This is a genomic window from Enterovibrio norvegicus (genome assembly GCF_002876705.1).
Lineage (GTDB): Bacteria > Pseudomonadota > Gammaproteobacteria > Enterobacterales > Vibrionaceae > Enterovibrio > Enterovibrio norvegicus_B.
Genome location: NZ_MDAG01000020.1, coordinates 1 through 19,830 on the forward strand (window position 1 = coordinate 1; position 19,830 = coordinate 19,830).

Annotated in this window: 17 protein-coding genes; 12 read left to right on the forward strand and 5 right to left on the reverse strand. The window is 48.5% G+C overall.

Features of this window, described 5'->3' with window-relative positions; all coding sequences use genetic code 11:
- Nucleotides 1–437: 437 nt before the first annotated feature.
- Both groL and BCT27_RS12390 read right to left on the reverse strand, forming a co-directional pair.
- The gene (gene groL / locus BCT27_RS12385; protein WP_028024515.1) at nucleotides 438–2,075 is read right to left on the reverse strand and encodes a chaperonin GroEL; all 1,638 of its coding nucleotides are present in this window, start codon (nucleotides 2,073–2,075) and stop codon (nucleotides 438–440) included.
- Nucleotides 2,076–2,120: 45 nt separating this feature from the next.
- Entirely contained in the window at nucleotides 2,121–2,411 is a 291-nt protein-coding gene (locus BCT27_RS12390; protein ID WP_017007858.1) for a co-chaperone GroES, read from the reverse strand.
- A 273-nt stretch (nucleotides 2,412–2,684) separates the two neighbouring features.
- Between BCT27_RS12390 and BCT27_RS12395 the strand changes: the two genes are divergently transcribed.
- Nucleotides 2,685–4,049 (forward strand): MATE family efflux transporter, encoded by a 1,365-nt coding sequence (locus BCT27_RS12395; RefSeq protein ID WP_102395935.1) that lies wholly within the window; start codon nucleotides 2,685–2,687, stop codon nucleotides 4,047–4,049.
- Nucleotides 4,050–4,070: 21 nt separating this feature from the next.
- Here BCT27_RS12395 and BCT27_RS12400 read toward each other — a convergent pair whose 3' ends face one another.
- The gene (locus BCT27_RS12400) at nucleotides 4,071–4,541 is read right to left on the reverse strand and encodes a MarR family winged helix-turn-helix transcriptional regulator (protein ID WP_102395936.1); all 471 of its coding nucleotides are present in this window, start codon (nucleotides 4,539–4,541) and stop codon (nucleotides 4,071–4,073) included.
- A 157-nt stretch (nucleotides 4,542–4,698) separates the two neighbouring features.
- Here BCT27_RS12400 and BCT27_RS12405 point away from each other — a divergent pair, with 157 nt between their 5' ends.
- Genes BCT27_RS12405 through BCT27_RS12420 form a run of 4 tightly spaced genes read left to right on the forward strand, consistent with a single transcriptional unit; the run spans nucleotide 4,699 to nucleotide 9,446 of the window.
- Nucleotides 4,699–5,838: a homogentisate 1,2-dioxygenase gene (locus BCT27_RS12405; protein WP_102395937.1), complete on the forward strand. Its 1,140-nt coding sequence runs from the start codon at nucleotides 4,699–4,701 to the stop codon at nucleotides 5,836–5,838.
- A gap of 25 nt (nucleotides 5,839–5,863) precedes the next feature.
- Nucleotides 5,864–6,844 carry a fumarylacetoacetate hydrolase family protein gene (locus BCT27_RS12410; RefSeq protein ID WP_102395938.1) on the forward strand — a complete coding sequence of 327 codons (981 nt, stop codon included), beginning with the start codon at nucleotides 5,864–5,866 and terminating at the stop codon, nucleotides 6,842–6,844.
- 17 nt (nucleotides 6,845–6,861) lie between these two features.
- A complete protein-coding gene (gene maiA, locus BCT27_RS12415) occupies nucleotides 6,862–7,482 on the forward strand; it encodes a maleylacetoacetate isomerase (protein WP_102319002.1) in 621 nt (206 codons plus the stop codon).
- An 8-nt stretch (nucleotides 7,483–7,490) separates the two neighbouring features.
- On the forward strand, nucleotides 7,491–9,446 hold the full coding sequence (locus BCT27_RS12420) for an acetoacetate--CoA ligase (RefSeq protein WP_102395939.1): 1,956 nt from the start codon (nucleotides 7,491–7,493) through the stop codon (nucleotides 9,444–9,446).
- 100 nt (nucleotides 9,447–9,546) lie between these two features.
- Here BCT27_RS12420 and BCT27_RS12425 read toward each other — a convergent pair whose 3' ends face one another.
- Nucleotides 9,547–10,047 (reverse strand): FxsA family protein, encoded by a 501-nt coding sequence (locus BCT27_RS12425; RefSeq protein WP_026024385.1) that lies wholly within the window; start codon nucleotides 10,045–10,047, stop codon nucleotides 9,547–9,549.
- A gap of 400 nt (nucleotides 10,048–10,447) precedes the next feature.
- On the opposite strand from BCT27_RS12425, the gene aspA reads away from it, so the two are divergent.
- The 7 genes from aspA (at nucleotide 10,448) to BCT27_RS12460 (ending at nucleotide 19,447) form a co-directional block, all read left to right on the forward strand.
- Nucleotides 10,448–11,908, forward strand: a complete 1,461-nt coding sequence (gene aspA, locus BCT27_RS12430; protein WP_017007866.1) for an aspartate ammonia-lyase — start codon at nucleotides 10,448–10,450, stop codon at nucleotides 11,906–11,908.
- 225 nt (nucleotides 11,909–12,133) lie between these two features.
- A complete protein-coding gene (locus tag BCT27_RS12435; protein WP_102318999.1) occupies nucleotides 12,134–13,441 on the forward strand; it encodes an anaerobic C4-dicarboxylate transporter in 1,308 nt (435 codons plus the stop codon).
- 184 nt (nucleotides 13,442–13,625) lie between these two features.
- On the forward strand, nucleotides 13,626–15,461 hold the full coding sequence (locus BCT27_RS12440; RefSeq protein WP_102395940.1) for a protein-disulfide reductase DsbD: 1,836 nt from the start codon (nucleotides 13,626–13,628) through the stop codon (nucleotides 15,459–15,461).
- A gap of 140 nt (nucleotides 15,462–15,601) precedes the next feature.
- Nucleotides 15,602–16,240, forward strand: coding sequence for a LuxR C-terminal-related transcriptional regulator (locus tag BCT27_RS12445; RefSeq protein ID WP_102395941.1), 639 nt, complete (start codon nucleotides 15,602–15,604; stop codon nucleotides 16,238–16,240).
- Between the two features lie 452 nt (nucleotides 16,241–16,692).
- Nucleotides 16,693–16,959 carry a DUF4212 domain-containing protein gene (locus BCT27_RS12450; protein WP_017007870.1) on the forward strand — a complete coding sequence of 89 codons (267 nt, stop codon included), beginning with the start codon at nucleotides 16,693–16,695 and terminating at the stop codon, nucleotides 16,957–16,959.
- Between the two features lie 12 nt (nucleotides 16,960–16,971).
- On the forward strand, nucleotides 16,972–18,699 hold the full coding sequence (locus BCT27_RS12455; RefSeq protein ID WP_102395942.1) for a sodium:solute symporter family protein: 1,728 nt from the start codon (nucleotides 16,972–16,974) through the stop codon (nucleotides 18,697–18,699).
- Nucleotides 18,700–18,949: 250 nt separating this feature from the next.
- A complete protein-coding gene (locus tag BCT27_RS12460; protein ID WP_026024386.1) occupies nucleotides 18,950–19,447 on the forward strand; it encodes a hypothetical protein in 498 nt (165 codons plus the stop codon).
- 169 nt (nucleotides 19,448–19,616) lie between these two features.
- On the opposite strand, the gene BCT27_RS12465 is transcribed toward BCT27_RS12460, so the two are convergent.
- Entirely contained in the window at nucleotides 19,617–19,829 is a 213-nt protein-coding gene (locus BCT27_RS12465; protein WP_017007873.1) for a hypothetical protein, read from the reverse strand.
- Nucleotide 19,830: the final 1 nt, after the last annotated feature.

The window sequence follows — 19,830 nt, forward strand, 5'->3', positions numbered from 1 at the left end:
CGTTGACTTGGTCACCGGCTTAACTCGCCGTGTTCCGTGTCGATGGGGCGCAGTATAGGGACTTCCAGATTTGGCGCAAGTGGTTTTTTGAAAAAAATCACACTTTCGCGCTCAAACGTTCACAAAACACCCAAAAACCACGCTTTTGATTAAAAAACACACAGCAATACATACGATCTTGATAGATCCGAGTCTAAAAAGATGATCAGTACTTCAATCAAATTTCGTTTATATGATGGCTTTGTGACCAGAAGAGTATTGAGTAAAGCACAGTTCGCGGGTTCTGCACGGAAATATTTTTGAGACAGAGGCCTTTCTACGCCAGTAAAAATGCGGATCCTCAATATTTCGTTCGAAAAGCGTTCAATAACCTTTTCTTTATATAGAAAAAAGCCCGCTTGCGCGGGCTTTTCATGTTTTTAGCTTAAACGGGATGATTACATCATGCCGCCCATGCCACCCATACCGCCCATATCAGGCATTGCAGGGCCATCTTGCTTAGGCTGCTCGGTCACCATTGCTTCAGTGGTGATCATCAGGCCAGCTACAGATGCTGCAAATTGCAGTGCTGAACGAGTTACCTTAGTTGGATCCAAGATACCCATATCAATCATGTCGCCGTATTCGCCAGTCGCTGCGTTGTAACCAAAGCTACCTTCGCCAGCTTTAACGTTGTTTGCAACAACAGAGTCTTCGTCGCCTGCATTAAGCGCGATTTGACGAATAGGTGCTTCCATTGCACGAAGTGCTACACGGATACCTACGTTTTGTTCTTCGTTGTCACCTTGAAGGTCAACAACTTTGCTTGCTGCGCGGATAAGTGCAACACCACCACCAGCAACCACGCCTTCTTCAACAGCTGCACGTGTTGCATGCAGTGCATCTTCAACGCGGTCTTTCTTCTCTTTCATCTCAACTTCAGTTGCTGCGCCAACTTTGATAACTGCAACGCCGCCTGCCAATTTAGCAACACGCTCTTGCAGTTTCTCTTTGTCGTAGTCAGACGTTGCATCTTCGATTTGCTGACGGATTTGAGAAACACGGCCCTGAATAGACACTTCATCACCAGCACCATCAATGATAGTGGTGGTTTCTTTAGTGATAGTAATACGCTTCGCTTGACCTAGGTCTTCTAGCGTCACTTTCTCTAGTTCCATACCGATTTCTTCAGAAATCACAGTACCAGCAGTCAGTGTTGCGATGTCTTGAAGCATTGCTTTACGACGATCGCCGAAACCAGGAGCTTTAACAGCAGCCACTTTCACGATGCCGCGCATGTTGTTCACAACCAATGTTGCTAGAGCTTCACCTTCTACGTCTTCTGCAATGATAAGAAGAGGGCGTGAAGATTTCGCTACTGCTTCTAGAGTAGGTAGCAGTTCGCGGATGTTTGATACTTTCTTATCAACCAAAAGGATGAACGGACTATCTAGATCAACAGAACCCGACTCTTGGTTGTTGATGAAGTAAGGAGACAGGTAACCGCGGTCAAACTGCATACCTTCAACTACATCAAGTTCATCTTGTAGTGATTGACCTTCTTCAACAGTGATAACACCGTCACGGCCAACTTTTTCCATCGCTTCTGCAATCAAAGTACCCACAGTCTCATCAGAGTTAGCTGAGATAGTACCTACTTGAGCGATAGCTTTAGTATCTGCACATGGAACAGACAACGCTTTCAGTTCTTCAACAGCAGCAATCACTGCTTTGTCGATACCGCGCTTAAGATCCATTGGGTTCATGCCCGCAGCAACAGCTTTCAGACCTTCAGCGATGATGGCTTGAGCCAGCACGGTTGCGGTGGTTGTTCCGTCACCCGCAGCATCATTAGCTTGAGAAGCGACTTCTTTCACCATTTGTGCGCCCATGTTCTGGAATTTGTCTTCCAGTTCAATTTCACGCGCAACAGATACACCATCTTTAGTGATAACAGGAGCGCCGAACGATTTGTCCAGAACCACGTTACGACCTTTAGGGCCAAGGGTTACTTTTACTGCGTTTGCTAGAACGTTTACGCCTTCTAGCATTTTAGTGCGTGCATCATTGCCGAATTTAACGTCTTTAGCTGCCATTTCTCTCTTCCTTTTTAAATCTGTTCTTCAGTGATGAAATAGTAATTACTCAACGATAGCCATGATGTCGTTTTCAGACAGGATCAGGACTTCTTTACCGTCAATTTTCTCAGTCTTTGTGCCGTAGCCTTCAGAGAAAATAACAGTGTCACCAACTTTAACGTCCAGAGCTTGTACAGTACCGTTCTCAAGAATACGGCCTTTACCTACAGCAAGAATAACGCCGCGGGTAGATTTCTCAGCAGCAGAGCCAGTTAAAACAATGCCACCAGCAGATTTTGACTCAACTTCTTGGCGTTCAACGATTACTCGATCATGTAGTGGACGAATGTTCATTGGTCGTCTCCTGAATTAATGTAGTGATCCATAGGGGAAATATATGAGGAAACCACAGTCAGTGTTGTTTCCAAAGTACCTCTTAAGTGGGGATGGGTTATCTCAATCCCAAGGGGGATATTGCAAATTTTTTCCGTTTTTTTGCCTAATACCTTTTGCGGCATCACATTCTATAGATTAGGGTAGCCCAGCCTTTGACGAAAGAAGGTGAACCAACTCTTTATCGACATTCCCGCTTTTCTTCCCAAAGAGAAGCAACTATCCGAGAGCGGTATGAAGGATAAACACGGACTTCTCACAGGCCCAATAGATCAAACGCTGAAAAATATGACCATCCCAATGGTGTTTGGTCTTGTTGCGATCTTGGCATTCAGTCTTGTTGACACCTTCTTTATATCCTTACTCGGCACCGAGGCTCTCGCAGCGGTCAGTTTTACGTTTCCCATTACCTTTGCGGTGAATTGCATCACCATGGGGATTAGCGTGGGTGTATCAACGAGCGTCGCTCGACTGCTTGGGAGAAACGCCCTTACCGAAGCGGCGCGTGTTTCAGGACATGGATTGCTGTTGGCCATCCTTTTGGTCTTCGCCGCCAGTATGCTGGGTTTAGCCAATATTGATCCGTTATTTCGATTGCTCGGTGCGAAAGAATCACTCCTCCCTTTAATACATGACTACATGCAGGTCTGGTATCTCACCATTCCGCTTTTGGTTATTCCGATGGCGGGTAACTCAGCAATTCGTGCAACTGGCGATACAAAAACGCCCGCCAAAATCATGATAGTGGCAGGCATTATCAATGGTGTGCTCGATCCGCTTTTGATCTTTGGCCTCGGCCCTTTCCCTGAATTGGGCGTACAAGGGGCAGCCATTGCCAGTGCCATCAGTTGGGCGGGAGCCTTGCTCTGCTCGCTGTATGTACTAATAAAGAGGGAAAAATTGCTGGCCTGGCCGTCACCGACAAAGATTTGGCAAGATTGGAAAGACATTCTGGCCATCGGTACACCCGCCGCCTTGTCGAATGCACTCAACCCGATCTTCGGTGCCATTTTGATGGCAATGCTTGCAAGCCAAGGCACAGCCAGTGTAGCTGCATATGGTGCAGCACAGCGCATCGAATCATTGTTATTGATAGTGATGATGGCACTCACCTCATCACTCACGCCGTTAATGGCGCAAAACTTTGGTGCTGGGAACCTATCGCGCGCCTTCGAAGCTCTGTTCCGCGCAATGCGATTTTCCATTCTGTTTCAGTTAATCATATTTGTTGCCATGGTGCCGCTTAGTCACCCTATCGCTACCTTATTTAGCCAAGAGCCCGCAGTACAAGAAAAACTCTGGCACTACCTCTTGGTTGTTCCCGCAAGCTACGGTTTGCAAGGCATTATGATGATGTTAGTCAGTGCGTTGAACGCACTGAAAAAGCCAGGACTGGCGTTTATCATGAACCTCATGCGTCTATTCGTATTGCTCTTACCACTGGCATGGATAGGCGGCCTGCTTGATCAAACCGAAGGGATGTTTATTGGCATCGCCATTGCCAATGCCATTACTGGTGTGATCGCTTATTTTGCCGCATTGGCACTTCGCAAAAATACGCTCGTTTCAGACCATGCGACTTTCGCAAGCAGCAAGTGACTGCACCTTACCTTGGTGACATCAAGGTTCACGGATAACGCGCTCTTCCCCTTTTAGCGTTTTGGCCGACAAGCTCTCCAACATCGCCAGAAACGTTTGATAATGCTCTGGCGATAATTCCGCGAGTAGCTCTTTTTCCCACGCCTTCGCTCTAGGCACGACTTTATCGTAAAGCGCGCGGCCTTTTTCTGTCAGATGAAGATACGCCGCACGCTGATCTTGCTCATCTCGCGTCTTACAAACCAACTCTCGCTTTTCCAACCCCACCAGCGTGCGAGAAACTTTTACTTTATCTAGGCTTGTTTCAACCGCCAACGCCTTAGCTTTAATGCCGTCCCGCGCACCCAGTGATGCCAGAATTCGCCATTCAGGTCGTGTTATCCCAAATTCCTTTTCATAGATATGCGAAAGCGCATCCGCGACATGCGATGCCGTCTTTACCAACTTGTAGGGCAAAAAGTCATCCAATAGAAAAGGTTGCGATGCACCCATGTTCATTTCTCCCTGTTCATTGACGTCACTGATTCTCTGCCGCCCCAAATAATTGCTCTACGGCGCTTGCTATTTGTTCAAAATTCGCACTATGATAATTATAGTTTCAAATGAAACTATATGGCAACTTTTCATCGCAGTAGTATCAGGAGGACGCATGCGAAAGTGGTTTTCATTTCCTCTCAAAGAAGGCGTGACCTCTCATCAAGCACATTGTGACTTGCCTGAAGGTACGTTTGAACGAGAGTGCGGAAAAGAAGGATTTTTTGGTCCTGCAACACACATGTACCACCAGCATGCGCCAACAGGATGGAGTGAATGGGAAGGTGATTTACGTCCCCACGCGTTTGACACCAACAAGGTAGAAGAGGTGGGTGATAACCCAATGGCTGCACCTTTGTTGATGAGCAATCCCAACGTAAAAGTGCGGCTTTGGCGTTGTGATACCGCCATGAAATATTTAGCCCGAAACGGGGATGGCGATGACTGCCTCTTTATTCATGAAGGCTCGGGGTCTTTATATTGCGATTACGGGCATCTCTCGTTTACCGACGGGGACTACATCATCATCCCTCGCTCGACCAATTGGCGAATAGAACCCGCAGCTCCCGTTACCATGCTGATGATCGAAGCCACGCACGGCTCTTACCTTAATAGCGATCGCGGCATTGTTGGCGAACATGCCATTTTTGACCCCGCCATGCTAGAACACGCCGCCATTGACGAGCATTTTATTGCGCAGCGAAGTGATACCGAAACATGGCAGGTTCTCCTTAAATCAAGGGATAGCATGAACCGTATTACCTATCCCTTTAACCCACTCGATGCCGTGGGTTGGAAAGGTAACCTCACCGTATTTCGATTGAACTGGCGCGATATCCGCCCACTCATGAGTCATCGCTATCATCTGCCCCCGTCAGCCCATACCACGTTTGTCGCTGATGGTTTTGTAATTTGTACGTTTGTGCCACGCCCTATTGAATCCGATCCGGGCGCGCTCAAAGTGCCGTTCTATCACAACAATGATGATTACGATGAAGTCATCTTCTACCACCGTGGCGAATTTTTTAGCCGAGACAATATTCATCCCGGCATGGTCACACACCACCCTTGCGGCTTTCCCCATGGCCCTCATCCCAAAGCCTTCGCCGCAGGAAAAACACACGCCAAGAAGGAAACGGACGAAGTCGCCGTCATGATTGATACCCGCATGCCATTAGACATGGCAGATGCCGCCAAACAAACCGAACTCGAAGACTATGTCTTGTCCTGGCGCACACCGCCACGTAACGCATAATTTCAAAGGAATGAAGGAGTAAATAATGAAGCTGGCCTCCCTAAAACATCGCCGAGACGGAAAACTCATCATCGTCTCTCGCGACCTTCGCCAAGCCGTGGATGCATCAGACATCGCCAAAACACTGCAAGATGCTCTCGATGATTGGGATACCTTGTCCCCATTGTTGCGCGCACGCTATGACGCACTCAATGCCGACCATGTATCTGGCCGTTTTCCCTTTGATCCAGTCGCCTGCGCATCACCACTCCCGCGCGCCTTCCAATGGGCTGATGGCAGTGCTTACGTCAATCACGTTGAACTTGTGCGTAAAGCGCGAGGGGCCACCATGCCTGAGAGCTTTTGGACAGACCCACTGATGTACCAAGGCATGTCCGATAAATTTTTAGGCCCACGAGAAGACATCGCCTTATGCGATGAAGCATGGGGATGTGATTTCGAAGCCGAGGTTGCCGTGATCACCGATGACGTGCCTATGGCCGTATCACCGCAAGACGCATCACAGCATATAAAATTGCTGATGCTCGTGAATGATGTGTCGTTAAGAAACCTTATCCCATCAGAGCTCGCTAAAGGATTCGGCTTCTTCCAGTCCAAACCGGCTTCTGCATTTTCCCCCGTTGCCGTGACACCCGACGAGCTCACTGAACACTGGCAAGACAACAAAGTACACCTGCCTCTAGAGGTGAATTTGAACGGCGAGCAATTTGGCGCTCCCGATGCCGGTGTAGACATGACATTCGATTTCTCTGAGCTCGTTGCTCACGCCGCCAAAAGCCGTCACTTGGGATCGGGGACGATCATTGGCTCAGGCACCGTGTCGAACCTTGATCGTTCAAAAGGATCATGTTGCATCGCAGAGAGACGAATGTTGGAAATTCTGGATCTTAGGGCACCTCAAACCCCGTTTTTACTCTATGGTGATAGGGTTAGCATCGAGATGCACGACAAGGAAGGTCGCTCAATTTTTGGAAAGATTGAGCAAGAGGTTGTCTCGTATGGGTAATAAAGGAAGAACTGATTGTGAAGCTCTATGACTACAATAAATCTTCAGCGTCATATCGTGTTCGCATTGCTCTGAATCTAAAAGGCCTGAGTTACCAAACTCAGGTCGTTTCTTTGTTGGATGGCGACCAAAAAGGCGACGCCTATTTAGCGCTTAATCCAACAGGATTGGTGCCAAGCTTGGTAGATAATGGCCAAGTATTGACGCAATCCTTAGCGATTATCGAGTACCTTGAAGAAACGTACCCGTCTCCTTCTTTATTACCCGCAGACCGGAGCATGCGAGCCAAGTGCCGAGCACTGGCTTACGATATTGCTTGTGACATCCACCCTCTCAATAACCTGCGCGTGTTAAAGCATCTCACTGGCCCCTTAGGGCACAGTGAGGATGAGAAACTAGATTGGTATTTGCATTGGCTTCGTGAAGGCCTAGGCGCACTGGAAAAGACATTACAACACAGCCAAACCGCGTTCTGCTGTGATGACATTCCAACCCTCGCAGATATTTGTTTAGTCCCTCAGCTGTTTAATGCCCGCCGTTTCGCACTCGACCTGACACCTTACCCAACCTTGAAAGAGATAGAACAGCGTTGTCAGGCCCTACCTGCTTTTGACAGTGCACACCCCGACAATGTGTAGGAGAAAGCATGTCACAACATCCTCTATGGCGTCCAAGCACCACAAGAGTCGCTAACGCCAACTTGACCGAATTCATGGATACGGTCAATCGCCAGTATTCACTCAAGCTGACCAACTATGATCAGCTTTATCAATGGTCCATCGATCACAGCGACGCGTTTTGGCAAACCCTATGGTCCTTTGCCAGCGTGGTCGGCGATATGGGTGAGCGAATTGTTGAGCGCGCTCCCGACTTCCCAAATAAAGACAGCCGTTGGTTCCCCGATGCAAAAATCAACTTTGCAGAAAACTTACTGCAATGGGCAAAAGACATGCCTAACAACGAAGCAATTGTCTTTTCAGGGGAAGATGAACACGCCACATCGATAACGTGGGCTGAGCTTGTTCAACAAACCAGTGGTGTTGCTGCATACCTAAAAGAATGCGGTGTTGAACAAGGGGATGTCGTCGCGGGCTACCTTCCGAACATTGCCCAAACCGTTGTCGCCATGCTAGCTACCGCATCACTTGGGGCAACATGGACATCAACCTCTCCCGATTTTGGCGTAGACAGCGTGCTCGATCGCTTTGGGCAGACCAAACCTAAGGTTCTGTTCACCACGGATGGTTACCACTACAACGGCAAGACACACGATAACCTCGTCAAAGCACGAGAAGTGCGCGAAGGCGTAGACAGCATTGCGCATCTCGTGGTGATCCCGTTTGTCGGTGGCGCAACGCTCAATGCCGATGAGACTTGCTTTAACGCCATCTTGAAAAAGCCAGCACCCGAACTTACCTTTACCCGTGTCGATTTCAATTCGCCACTGTATGTGCTGTATTCTTCCGGCACCACAGGCAAACCGAAATGCATCATCCATAGTGTCGGCGGCATGTTGCTCAACCACCTTAAAGAGCATCAACTTCACTCAGATGTAAAAGCAGGAGATCGCGTTTTCTACTTCACCACCTGTGGCTGGATGATGTGGAACTGGATGGCAAGTGCCCTTGCAAGCGGCGCGACGCTCATCTTGTTCGATGGCTCTCCGTTCTACCCTGATGCGGGCGTGTTGTGGCGTTTGACCGACAACCAACGCGTCACCTTGTTTGGCACCTCCGCCAAATACCTCGAAGCCCAGGAAAAACAAGCTTACCTGCCGATGGACGAACACAAACTGTCGACACTAAAAACCTTATGCTCGACAGGCTCTGTGCTTGCACCAGAACAATTCGACTTTGTGTATGACAACATCAAAAAAGACGTTCAGTTAAGTTCAATCGCAGGCGGTACGGATATTTGTGGTTGCTTCGTGTTGGGTAGCCCGATTTCGCCAGTGTATCGCGGCCAAAGTCAGGTTCGTGGATTAGCGCTAGATGTTGAAGTCTTCAACAATGAAGGCAAACCGGTTCAAGCGGAGAAAGGGGAGTTGGTCTGTTGTAACAGCTTTCCCAACCAACCTGTTGGTTTTTGGAATGATCCAGATGGGAAGCGCTACCATAACGCATATTGGGGCAAGATTGACGATATCTGGTTCCACGGAGACTACGTCGAACTCACTCAGCAAAACGGCATGGTCTTCTTTGGGCGTTCAGATGCCATCCTCAACCCCGGCGGTGTGCGTATCGGCACGGCGGAAATCTACCGCCATGTTAACCAACTCGATGAAATCATCGATTCAGTCGTTATCGGACAAGAGTGGCAAAACGATGTGCGAGTCGTGTTGTTCGTGAAGCTCAAGCCTGGCATTGATCTGAACGACAACCTTGAACGCAAGATTCGAACGACCATTCGCACCAGTTGTACACCGAGACACGTTCCTGCAAAGATCATCCCTATCACGGACATTCCGCGCACCAAGTCAGGCAAACTGGCTGAAATCGCCGTACGCGATGTGGTGCATGGTCGCGCTGTCGCGCAATTAAGTGCACTCGATAACCCGGAATCACTCGACCAATACAATCACCGTCCAGAGTTGCAAGAGTAACGATTTCGCACGGCGATATAATAGAGACAAAAAAGCCAACCCTCGGGTTGGCTTTTCGCTTCTCATCCATTCACAACAACGTGACTCTCTTCGTGATATCTCAGTTCAGGCGATCTTGATCATCATTCTTGCGCTCATATTCCCCTTCGAAGGTGCTGCCGCCCTCTTGGTTCTTGCGCGGATCTTGTTGAAAAGGCGCTTGGCCAAAAGGCCCCTGCTGATGATTAAAGCCACTTTGAAAGTTCGCCACCTTCACGCGGCTCATGATCTGTTGAGCCAACCATGCGCGCGGCCAAGGCAGTAACACTGCCATACCCATGGCATCGGTCATAAAGCCGGGGGTTAACAACAGTACACCTGCTACAGCAAGCATCACACCTTCAACGATTTGCTGAGCAGGTAATTCGCCTTGTTGCAAACGCTGTTGAACAGAAAGTAACGTCTGAATGCCCTGGCTTCGAACCAAAGACGCACCCACAAACGCAGTTAGCAAAATCAATGCAACGGTTGGCCACAGTCCCAACACACCACCAACTTGAATGAAAAGTGCAATCTCGATGATAGGCACAGTAATAAACATCAAAAGCAAAATAGGAAACACAGTGAAACCTCTCATTCAGTGCAGACGTGCATCCTAGCATTCTGTCGCCGTTTTTGCCGATTGGTCAACGGCAATTGTTAGCTTGCCCACGTCTGCTTTAGATTCTGTCTTTATTTATTAAATACGCTAACAGTTTTTAACGGTATCAATACATTTCACCCCGATGACAGCTGTCCAAAAGGCAATACATAGCGATCGAGATCACATAATAATGCAATTAAATTCACTTCGTTTCGAATGGTGATCTCACGCATGTTTTTACTGTAATTGCTGAGTAAAATCACCCCATATTAAACGGATACAAAAGCTTGTGTATCCAGCCAAAATCTCTGATGAACGGACTCTACAGCGAAATTTGCGGCTACAGAATAACCAATTATAAGTTCATTAGGGCCAAATCATGTCTCAGACGATTGATCTCGAAAACAACCTGACTATCCCTCACCTTGCTACACGTATCGAAGAAGATTTACTTGGCGAACGCCACGTACCTGCTGATGCGTATTACGGCATTCATACTTTGCGCGCTGTCGAAAACTTTAACATCTCACGTACCACTATCTCTGATGTACCAGAGTTCGTTCGCGGTATGGTTTACACCAAGAAAGCGGCGGCAATGGCAAACAAAGAGCTGGGCGTGATTCCAGCGGATGTGGGCGACTACATCATCAAAGCCTGTGACCTGATTCTGGACACTGGCAAATGCATGGACCAATTCCCTTCTGATGTTTACCAAGGCGGCGCAGGCACCTCTGTAAACATGAACGCAAACGAAGTGATTGCAAACCTTGCGCTTGAGCTGATGGGCAAAGACAAAGGCGAATACGACGTTGTTAACCCTAACGACCACGTCAACAAGAGCCAGTCTACTAACTGTGCATACCCTACTGGTTTCCGTGTTGCGGTATACAACAGCATCCTGACGCTGGTTGATTCTATCCAGTACCTACAACGCGAATTCGATGCGAAAGCAACAGAAAACGCGGGCGTACTGAAAATGGGTCGTACTCAGCTTCAAGACGCAGTGCCAATGACTGTCGGCCAAGAGTTCCGTGCATTCGCAACCCTTCTAAAAGAAGAAGTGAAAAACCTGAAGTACACAGCAGAGCTTCTGCTAGAAGTGAACTTGGGTGCAACGGCTATCGGTACTGGTTTGAACGCTGCCGCGGGCTACCAACAACTGGCTGTTCAACGTCTTGCTGAAGTAACGGGTCTGAACTGCACACCAGCAGAAGACTTGATCGAAGCAACGTCTGACTGTGGTGCATACGTGATGGTTCACAGTGCACTGAAGCGTCTAGCCGTTAAACTATCTAAAATCTGTAACGACCTTCGTCTTCTGTCTTCTGGTCCTCGTTCAGGCCTGAACGAAATCAACCTACCAGAAATGCAGGCAGGTTCTTCAATCATGCCAGCAAAAGTAAACCCAGTTATCCCTGAAGTGGTTAACCAAGTGTGCTTTAAAGTGATCGGTAACGACATCACGGTGACATTCGCAGCAGAAGCAGGTCAGCTTCAGTTGAACGTCATGGAACCTGTTATCGGTCAGGCGCTGTTTGAATCTATCGAGATTCTTTCGAATGCATGTATCAACCTTGGCGAGAAGTGCGTAAACGGCATCACTGTTAACAAAGAAGTGTGTGAAAGCTACGTTTACAACTCTATCGGCATCGTCACTTACTTGAACCCGTTCATCGGTCACCACGAAGGCGACATCGTCGGTAAGATTTGTGCTGAAACAGGCAAAAACGTTCGAGACGTCGTGCTTGAGCGCGGTCTTCTGACAGAAGAACAGTTAGACGATATCTTCTCTGTTGAAAACTTGATGCACCCGCAGTATAAAGCAAAGCGCTATAACTAAGACGTAAACAAAAATGGGTATCGGTAATCGATACCCATTTTTTGTCGTAGCGACTAAACGAAGTGACTCTTCACCACGCTAGAAAACCCCTTTAACACAGAAAATCAACGCAATGGAATGCATGGCAGGATGCCAATCGACACGATCATCGTGGGATGCATGTTGTCCGGGGAAAGAGTAACTCCGTTTGGTCTTTATATTTAAAAATTAAAACAGGAGTCATCCATGATTGCAGTGGAGTTGTTTGTCGTACTCGCCTTCATTTTCTTAGGCGCACGTATCGGCGGTATCGGTATCGGCTTAGCCGGTGGTGCAGGTGTGATTGTGTTGTCGTTGCTGCTTGGCATGCCAACAAGTCAAAGCTACATCCCTATCGACGTTATCTTAATTATCATGTCTGTGATCACCGCGATTGCAGCAATGCAAGTGGCTGGCGGCATGGATTGGCTGGTTGAACTGGCTGAAAACTTCCTTCGAAAGAACCCAAAACAAATCACCTTCTACGCGCCTATCGTCACCTACATGATGACCATGATGGCGGGTACAGGTCACACTGCGTTCTCAACCCTTCCCGTGATTGCTGAAGTGGCAAAAGAGCAAGGCATTCGCCCATCTCGTCCACTTTCTATCGCTGTTATCGCCTCTCAAATTGCCATCACAGCATCCCCAATTTCAGCGGCAGTTGTGTTCTTCTCTGGCATCCTTGAACCAATGGGCGTGGGCTACTTGACCCTGCTGGGCATTTGTATCCCAACCACGTTCACCGCCTGTATGGTTGGTGCATTCGTTGCCAACTTCATGGGCTGCGAACTGAAAGACGATCCTGTTTACCAAGAGCGTCTTGAGAAAGGTTTGATCAAAATCCAAGGTACTCAAAAACGCGAAATCGCACCAAGCGCGAAGAAAGCGACCTTTATCTTCCTTACCGCAATCGTGCTGGTAGTAGGCTATGCTGCGGCAATCTCAAGCTCCATTGGCTTGATTGAGAACCCAACATTGGGCCGTAACGAAGCGATCATGACCTTCATGCTTGCTGCGGCAACGGCGATTGTTTTCACCACAGGTATCGATGCATCGAAAATTGCTGCTGCGCCAACGTTCCGTTCAGGCATGACAGCATGTGTGTGTGTATTGGGTGTCGCGTGGCTGGGTTCAACCTTTGTTAACGCACACGTTGAAGGCATCAAAGAAGTCGCGGGCACGTTACTGGCTGACTACCCTTGGATGCTGGCGATGATCCTTTTCTTCGCGTCTATGCTGCTTTACTCACAAGGTGCGACCACTACGGCGCTAATGCCTGCGGCACTGGCCATTGGTGTTGCACCACTGACCGCCATTGCATCATTTGCAGCAGTCAGCGCCCTGTTCGTTCTGCCAACGTACCCAACATTGTTGGCAGCGGTTGAAATGGATGACACAGGCTCAACCCGTATCGGTAACTTGGTCTTCAACCACCCGTTCTTCATCCCAGGTGTGGTGACTATTTCCACGTCGGTAGCGCTTGGTTTTGCGGTGGGCGGCATCGTACTGTAATCCAACGCGACACAGTCAACATGCAATGAAAGGGCTCTTCGGAGCCCTTTTTTATTGCCTGAAAATGATGACCAGAAAAGCAAAACCCAAAGATACCGACGAATCTTTGCGAATCGGGAAACGAATTCGGCCTTTTCCGGTCTCAGTGATATAGTGAAATTAACTCTAGGAATAACCCATCCCGATGAAGGTCATGTCGACAATAGGCTCCCGAATATTCGCCCTTTTTGTGCTCTCGTTGTGCAGTGTTTTACCTGCGCACGCCGAGTTCTCTCTTTTTAATTCACCGTCTCCTATTGCGAGTAATGCCCCTGCATTTGTGCCCGTTGATCAGGCATTCCCGTTTAATTTCACCCAGCAAGGGGATAGGGTTTATCTCGATTGGCAGGTCACGCCAGGCTACTACTTGTACCAAGACAAGATAGGCGTAACACCAAGCAGTGATGCGCAAATTGGCACACCCGACATGCGCCAAGGGCAGCCTTATGAAGATGAATTCTTCGGTGAAGTGAACATTTACAAACAGCCGTTAACCGTCTCTGTTCCTGTTCTCGCAGCGACCGACTCGTCAATGCTAACAGTGACCTATCAAGGGTGTGCTGAAGCGGGATTTTGTTATCCCCCTGAAACCGTCAATGTGCCGCTTTATGCCGTGGTGGGAAGCACTGCCACGCCACCCGCAGATAGCGTTATCAAAACACCCACAGACACATCCAATGTTTCTTCTGAAGCATCAACACAGGTTCCTGCAAAAGAAGCGACACCTAGCCAACAAACTGATGTCAGTAGCCTTGCCGACAACTGGTGGCAACCATTGCTCTTCCTTGGCTTAGGCATAGGGCTGGCGTTTACGCCGTGTGTGCTTCCGATGTACCCAATATTGACCGGTATTGTGCTAGGCGGCGGGAAGAAAACCCACGGTCAAACGTTCCGATTATCCATGTTGTATGTGCAGGGTATGGCATTAACGTATACCTTGCTCGGGCTCGTCGTCGCATCGGCAGGGCTTCAATTTCAAGCTGCTTTCCAACACCCTTATGTTCTGATTGGATTAAGCACACTTTTCGTCTTGCTGGCCATGTCGATGTTTGGCGTGTTTAACCTACAACTCCCTGCAAGCCTGCAGACCCGGTTAAGCCAAATGAGCAATCAACAAACCGGTGGCAGCAATCTGGGCGTATTTAGCATGGGGGCAATTTCAGGCTTAATTTGCTCACCTTGCACCACTGCCCCTTTATCTGGTGCTTTGCTTTACGTGGCTCAAAGCGGTGATTTGCTTACAGGTGCAATCACCCTGTATGCATTGGCATTAGGCATGGGGATCCCTCTGATTCTGGCCGCGATGTTCGGCAATAAATTACTGCCAAAGGCCGGGAATTGGATGAACACCGTCAAAATCTTCTTCGGCTTTGTTTTACTGGCAGTGCCATTATTCTTGCTCGAACGCCTACTCCCAGAGCAAGCCAGCGTGGGCCTTTGGATGGGTTGGCTTATTGCCGCACTAGGTTGGCTTTACCATATCAGCCGTTCACTCAAGCCAGGTAAGTTAGCTAGCACGCTAGCCATCATTTCGATCCTCGGGCTAAGCACTGGCGCGGCGTACACCTATAACGCGCTTAATTCGACGGTGAAAGCGGATGTCCCAGCCGTTAGCTTTATTCGCATCGAGAGTATTAATGATCTGAACCGTGAGCTCGCCGTAGCAAAACAAGCAGGCAAACCTGTGATGGTCGATTTCTACGCCGATTGGTGTGTGGCATGCAAAGAGTTTGAAAAGTACACCTTCCACGATCCGAAAGTGGCCACTGAGCTACAAAACTTTGTGCTGCTTCAGGCTGATGTCACCGCGAACCGCCCTCAAGACATCAAATTGTTGATGTCGCTAAATGTGCTTGGATTGCCAACGCTGGACTTTTGGGATGCCAATGGCACCCCGATGCCTGAAGCTCGCTTAACCGGATTCATGAAAGCCTCTCCGTTTCTCTCGCATCTTGTTCAAAATCAGCTGATTAAACAATAACGCGGGTTTGCAACCAAACTTGATCTCCCTTACATTGCCACAAATCTAGGGGGATCAAGCTCTTACTTCGCGTCCATCAAAATTGATCTAACCGATCCCGAGTGTTAGCGTGGTTGTTAACGAGGTATTAAATATTCCCTATGGACGCACAATACACAATAGTCATCGCAGATGATCATCCGCTGTTTCGTAATGCGCTATTTCAGTCCGTTCATATGGCGATTAGCGGCGCGAACCTGTTGGAAGCAGACTCGCTCGATAGCCTCACCGCATTACTCGAGAAAGAGCCAGACATAGACTTACTGTTACTGGACTTAAAAATGCCCGGTGCCAACGGTATGTCGGGATTGATTCATCTTCGCGTCCAATACCCAGAGCTCCCCATTGTTGTCATTTCTGCCAGCGAAGAATCCAGTGTGATACGCCAAGTACATAGCCATGGCGCGTTTGGGTTTATCCCAAAATCCAGTGACATGCGAGAGCTGATCGGTTCACTCAATCAAGTACTGGACGGTGAACCTTGCTTCCCTAGCGGTATCGACTTTAGCGATGCAGGTGACGAAGAGTCCTTGATGGATAAAATCGCCTCACTCACTCCTCAGCAATACAAAGTACTCAGCATGTTGTCTGACGGTTTGCTCAACAAGCAAATCGCGTATGAGCTTGATGTATCAGAAGCCACCATCAAAGCCCATATGACGGCAATATTCAGAAAGCTCGGCGTTAAAAACCGTACCCAAGCCGTTATTCTGCTTCAACAAACTAACCCTAACGCTTAACCTATTCTCCGGCGTGCCTGAGTGAGTATTCACAAACAGCGTCAGTGTCGCTTACTTATTGCTTTTGATTAATGATTGTGTCGCGCGTAATCAGCCCATCTATTGCCCCGAACCATACTCACTTTAATAGGTTGAATCTAAGTAGAAAACGCAACATCCACGTCCACGTCGTACACAGTTCACCGTCGTAAAAACCACTTACATTGATTGCAACATAGAATTTGCAGTCATACGGTATCTCCCTTTTCGACTTAGCCTAAAGCCTATTAGACCTTTGGCGTAGTTAACATCTTGTTAACCCCATCAAATGCATGCCTTGAATCACACAAACCCAGTTTTGACAGCCAGTTATCACGCTTTCTCGCTCGACTAAAGTTGCAGTGTTCCCTTGTCTTTAGGCTGCTATTGTCGGGAAGTAACAATCCGTTAACGTGTCAATTAAGGAGATGGCAATGGCGTTCGAAAACAAGGAACAGTCACAAGCCTACTGGAATAAAAACCTACGACTGATGGTGATCCTGATTTCCATTTGGTTCGTGGTCTCATTCGGTTGTGGAATCTTATTCGTCGATGCTTTGAATACGATTCAGATTGGTGGTTACAAACTCGGGTTCTGGTTTGCTCAGCAAGGCTCAATTTACGTCTTCCTCGGCATTATTTTCGTTTACGCGCGTCAAATGCGAAAGCTTGACCGCGAATTCGGCGTAGACGACGAGTAAGGGGTTTTAGAAATGGATTTGAAAACAATTACCTACCTCGTAGTAGGGGCGACATTTGTCCTGTATATCGCGATTGCAATTTGGGCGCGAGCAGGGTCGACAAAAGAATTCTATGTTGCGGGCGGTGGCGTTCATCCTATCGCCAACGGCATGGCGACAGCAGCGGACTGGATGTCTGCGGCGTCATTTATCTCCATGGCAGGTTTGATCGCTTTCATGGGCTACGGCGGCTCGGTCTTCCTGATGGGTTGGACCGGCGGCTACGTACTTCTTGCACTTCTTCTCGCACCTTACCTTCGTAAATTCGGCAAGTTTACCGTGCCAGAGTTTATCGGTGAGCGCTTCTACTCCAACACGGCACGCATTGTTGCTGTTGCCTGTCTGATCATCGCTTCTATTACCTACGTTATCGGTCAGATGAAAGGTGTTGGTGTTGCATTCGGTCGCTTCCTTGAAGTGGACTACGCAACGGGTCTTGGCATTGGTATGTGTATCGTATTCATCTACGCCGTTATGGGTGGCATGAAAGGGATCACGTACACCCAGATTGCACAGTATTGTGTACTTATTTTGGCGTACACCATTCCTGCGGTATTTATCTCTCTGCAACTGACAGGCAACCCACTGCCACAGATTGGTTTAGGCAGCACAATGGTAGGGACGGATCAGTATCTGCTCGACCGGCTTGATCAGGTGGTGACCGAACTCGGGTTTACGGAGTACACCACAACCTCTCGGGGAGACACGTTAAACATGTTTGTTTACACCCTGTCTCTGATGATTGGTACGGCGGGTCTGCCACACGTTATCATCCGCTTCTTCACCGTACCAAAAGTGCGTGATGCACGAACGTCTGCAGGTTGGGCACTGTTCTTCATCGCGATTTTGTACACCACGGCTCCAGCAGTGGCAGCAATGGCACGTATCAACCTGATGGACACGGTTAACCCGGCGCCAGGTCAGCATCTTGCGTATGACGAGCGTCCTGATTGGTTTAAAAACTGGGAGAAAACGGGCCTTCTTGGTTTTGATGACAAAAACAACGACGGCAAGATCCAGTACACCTCAAGCGCAGAAACCAACGAGCTGAAAGTTGACCGTGACATCATGGTTCTTGCGAACCCTGAAATCTCGAAACTTCCAAACTGGGTGATTGCACTGGTTGCCGCAGGTGGTTTGGCAGCAGCACTGTCTACCGCAGCAGGCCTTCTACTCGCTATCTCGTCGGCGGTTTCGCATGACTTGATAAAAGGGGTTATCAACCCATCAATAACCGAAAAATCGGAGCTACGGGCAAGTCGAATAGCCATGGTATTCGCCATCTTGGTGGCCGGGTATCTCGGGCTCAATCCGCCTGGCTTTGCCGCCGGTACGGTCGCACTCGCCTTCGGCTTAGCAGGGTCCTCAATCTTCCCTGCCTTGATGATGGGTATCTTCTCGAAGACCATCAACAAAGAAGGCGCGATTGCGGGCATGATTGCAGGTATCAGTGTCACGCTGTTCTACGTATTCCAACACAAAGGCATCTTGTTTGTTGCTGATTGGAAATACCTACAAGATTGGGGCAGCAACTGGTTCTTCGGGATCGAACCAAACGCGTTTGGTGCAATCGGCGCAATGTTCAACTTCGCTATCGCTATCTTGGTATCTCGCGTAACCGCAGATACACCAGAAGAAGTGAAAGAATTGGTAGAAAGTGTTCGCGTACCAACAGGTGCAGGTGACGCTCAATCTCACTAAGCACTAAGCACTAAGCACTAAGCACTAAGACAATGTTCGTCGCGGTTCTCTATAGACGTTCGCGCCATAGAGAATCCGCTGAACAGACTCTCCACCCCCTCTTGCAGCAGGGCGATGACGTTGCAAGAGGCAAAAGAGAGATAGAAGCATCACGTAACGACGAAAAAGCCCCGCCTTGGGGCTTTTTTTATCACTCGGGTACGGTATGTTGAGCCTTACTCAAGGATGAATGTGGAAAAATCTCATTATTATGTTTAAAAACAAACACATTGTACTTGCGATGATTGTCGCACCCATCTTAGCCATCATTGCTTATTTTGGGGTTGATTTAGCCGTCAGTGAAAAAGCGCTTGTCGCGAAAGAAGGCGAAACCTACAAGCTCGCCGCTCGCTCGAATTGTCGATATACCAGTGGCCTTTGCACACTCGCCAATGGCGATTTTAAAATTCAATTACGTTCAGAACGCCTCACCGACAGTGAAGTCGTGATCAAACTTACATCAGATTTTATTCTTGATGGTGCCAAGATCAGCATCATGCAAAATAAAGAACAACCTTCATCCCCTGTCGACATGGAAAGTAACGGCGCTAACGGCACAGAGTGGATGGTTGATTTACCTGCGCCTACCAGTGAAGAAAGCGCACTCCAATTGGTCGTGAAATCAGAAGGGACGCTCTATTACGGCGAAACGCCAGCAACGTTCGTGGAATACAAAACGTACTTTTCAGACGATGAAAAAAGCCAGTAAACATACTGGCTCTGACTTTCTTCGCTCGGATCTGCTGTTCACGTCAAGCAAGACACGATGAACAGTGTTTAGAGAAGACATATCCTTATCAGCGCGCGTTTAAGCGCGCATTTTTTTCTGCATGTGACGACCTCATGCTATGCGCAGAGATACATAGTAGTAACACCGGTCACACCAAGTACAACTTGGCAGCGGCAATCACTGCGGCAATCCGCGCTTCATGCTCTTGCTCGGTCATCCAAAACGTCACATCCATCCAACCATCAGTGCCCATGAGGGCTAACTCGGTGAGTTGAATATCAGCAGTAACGGGATCCCATTGACCTTCGGCGCGGATCAAGCCGACTTCGGTATCTAATCGAGGGATCGAAAACACTTCCATC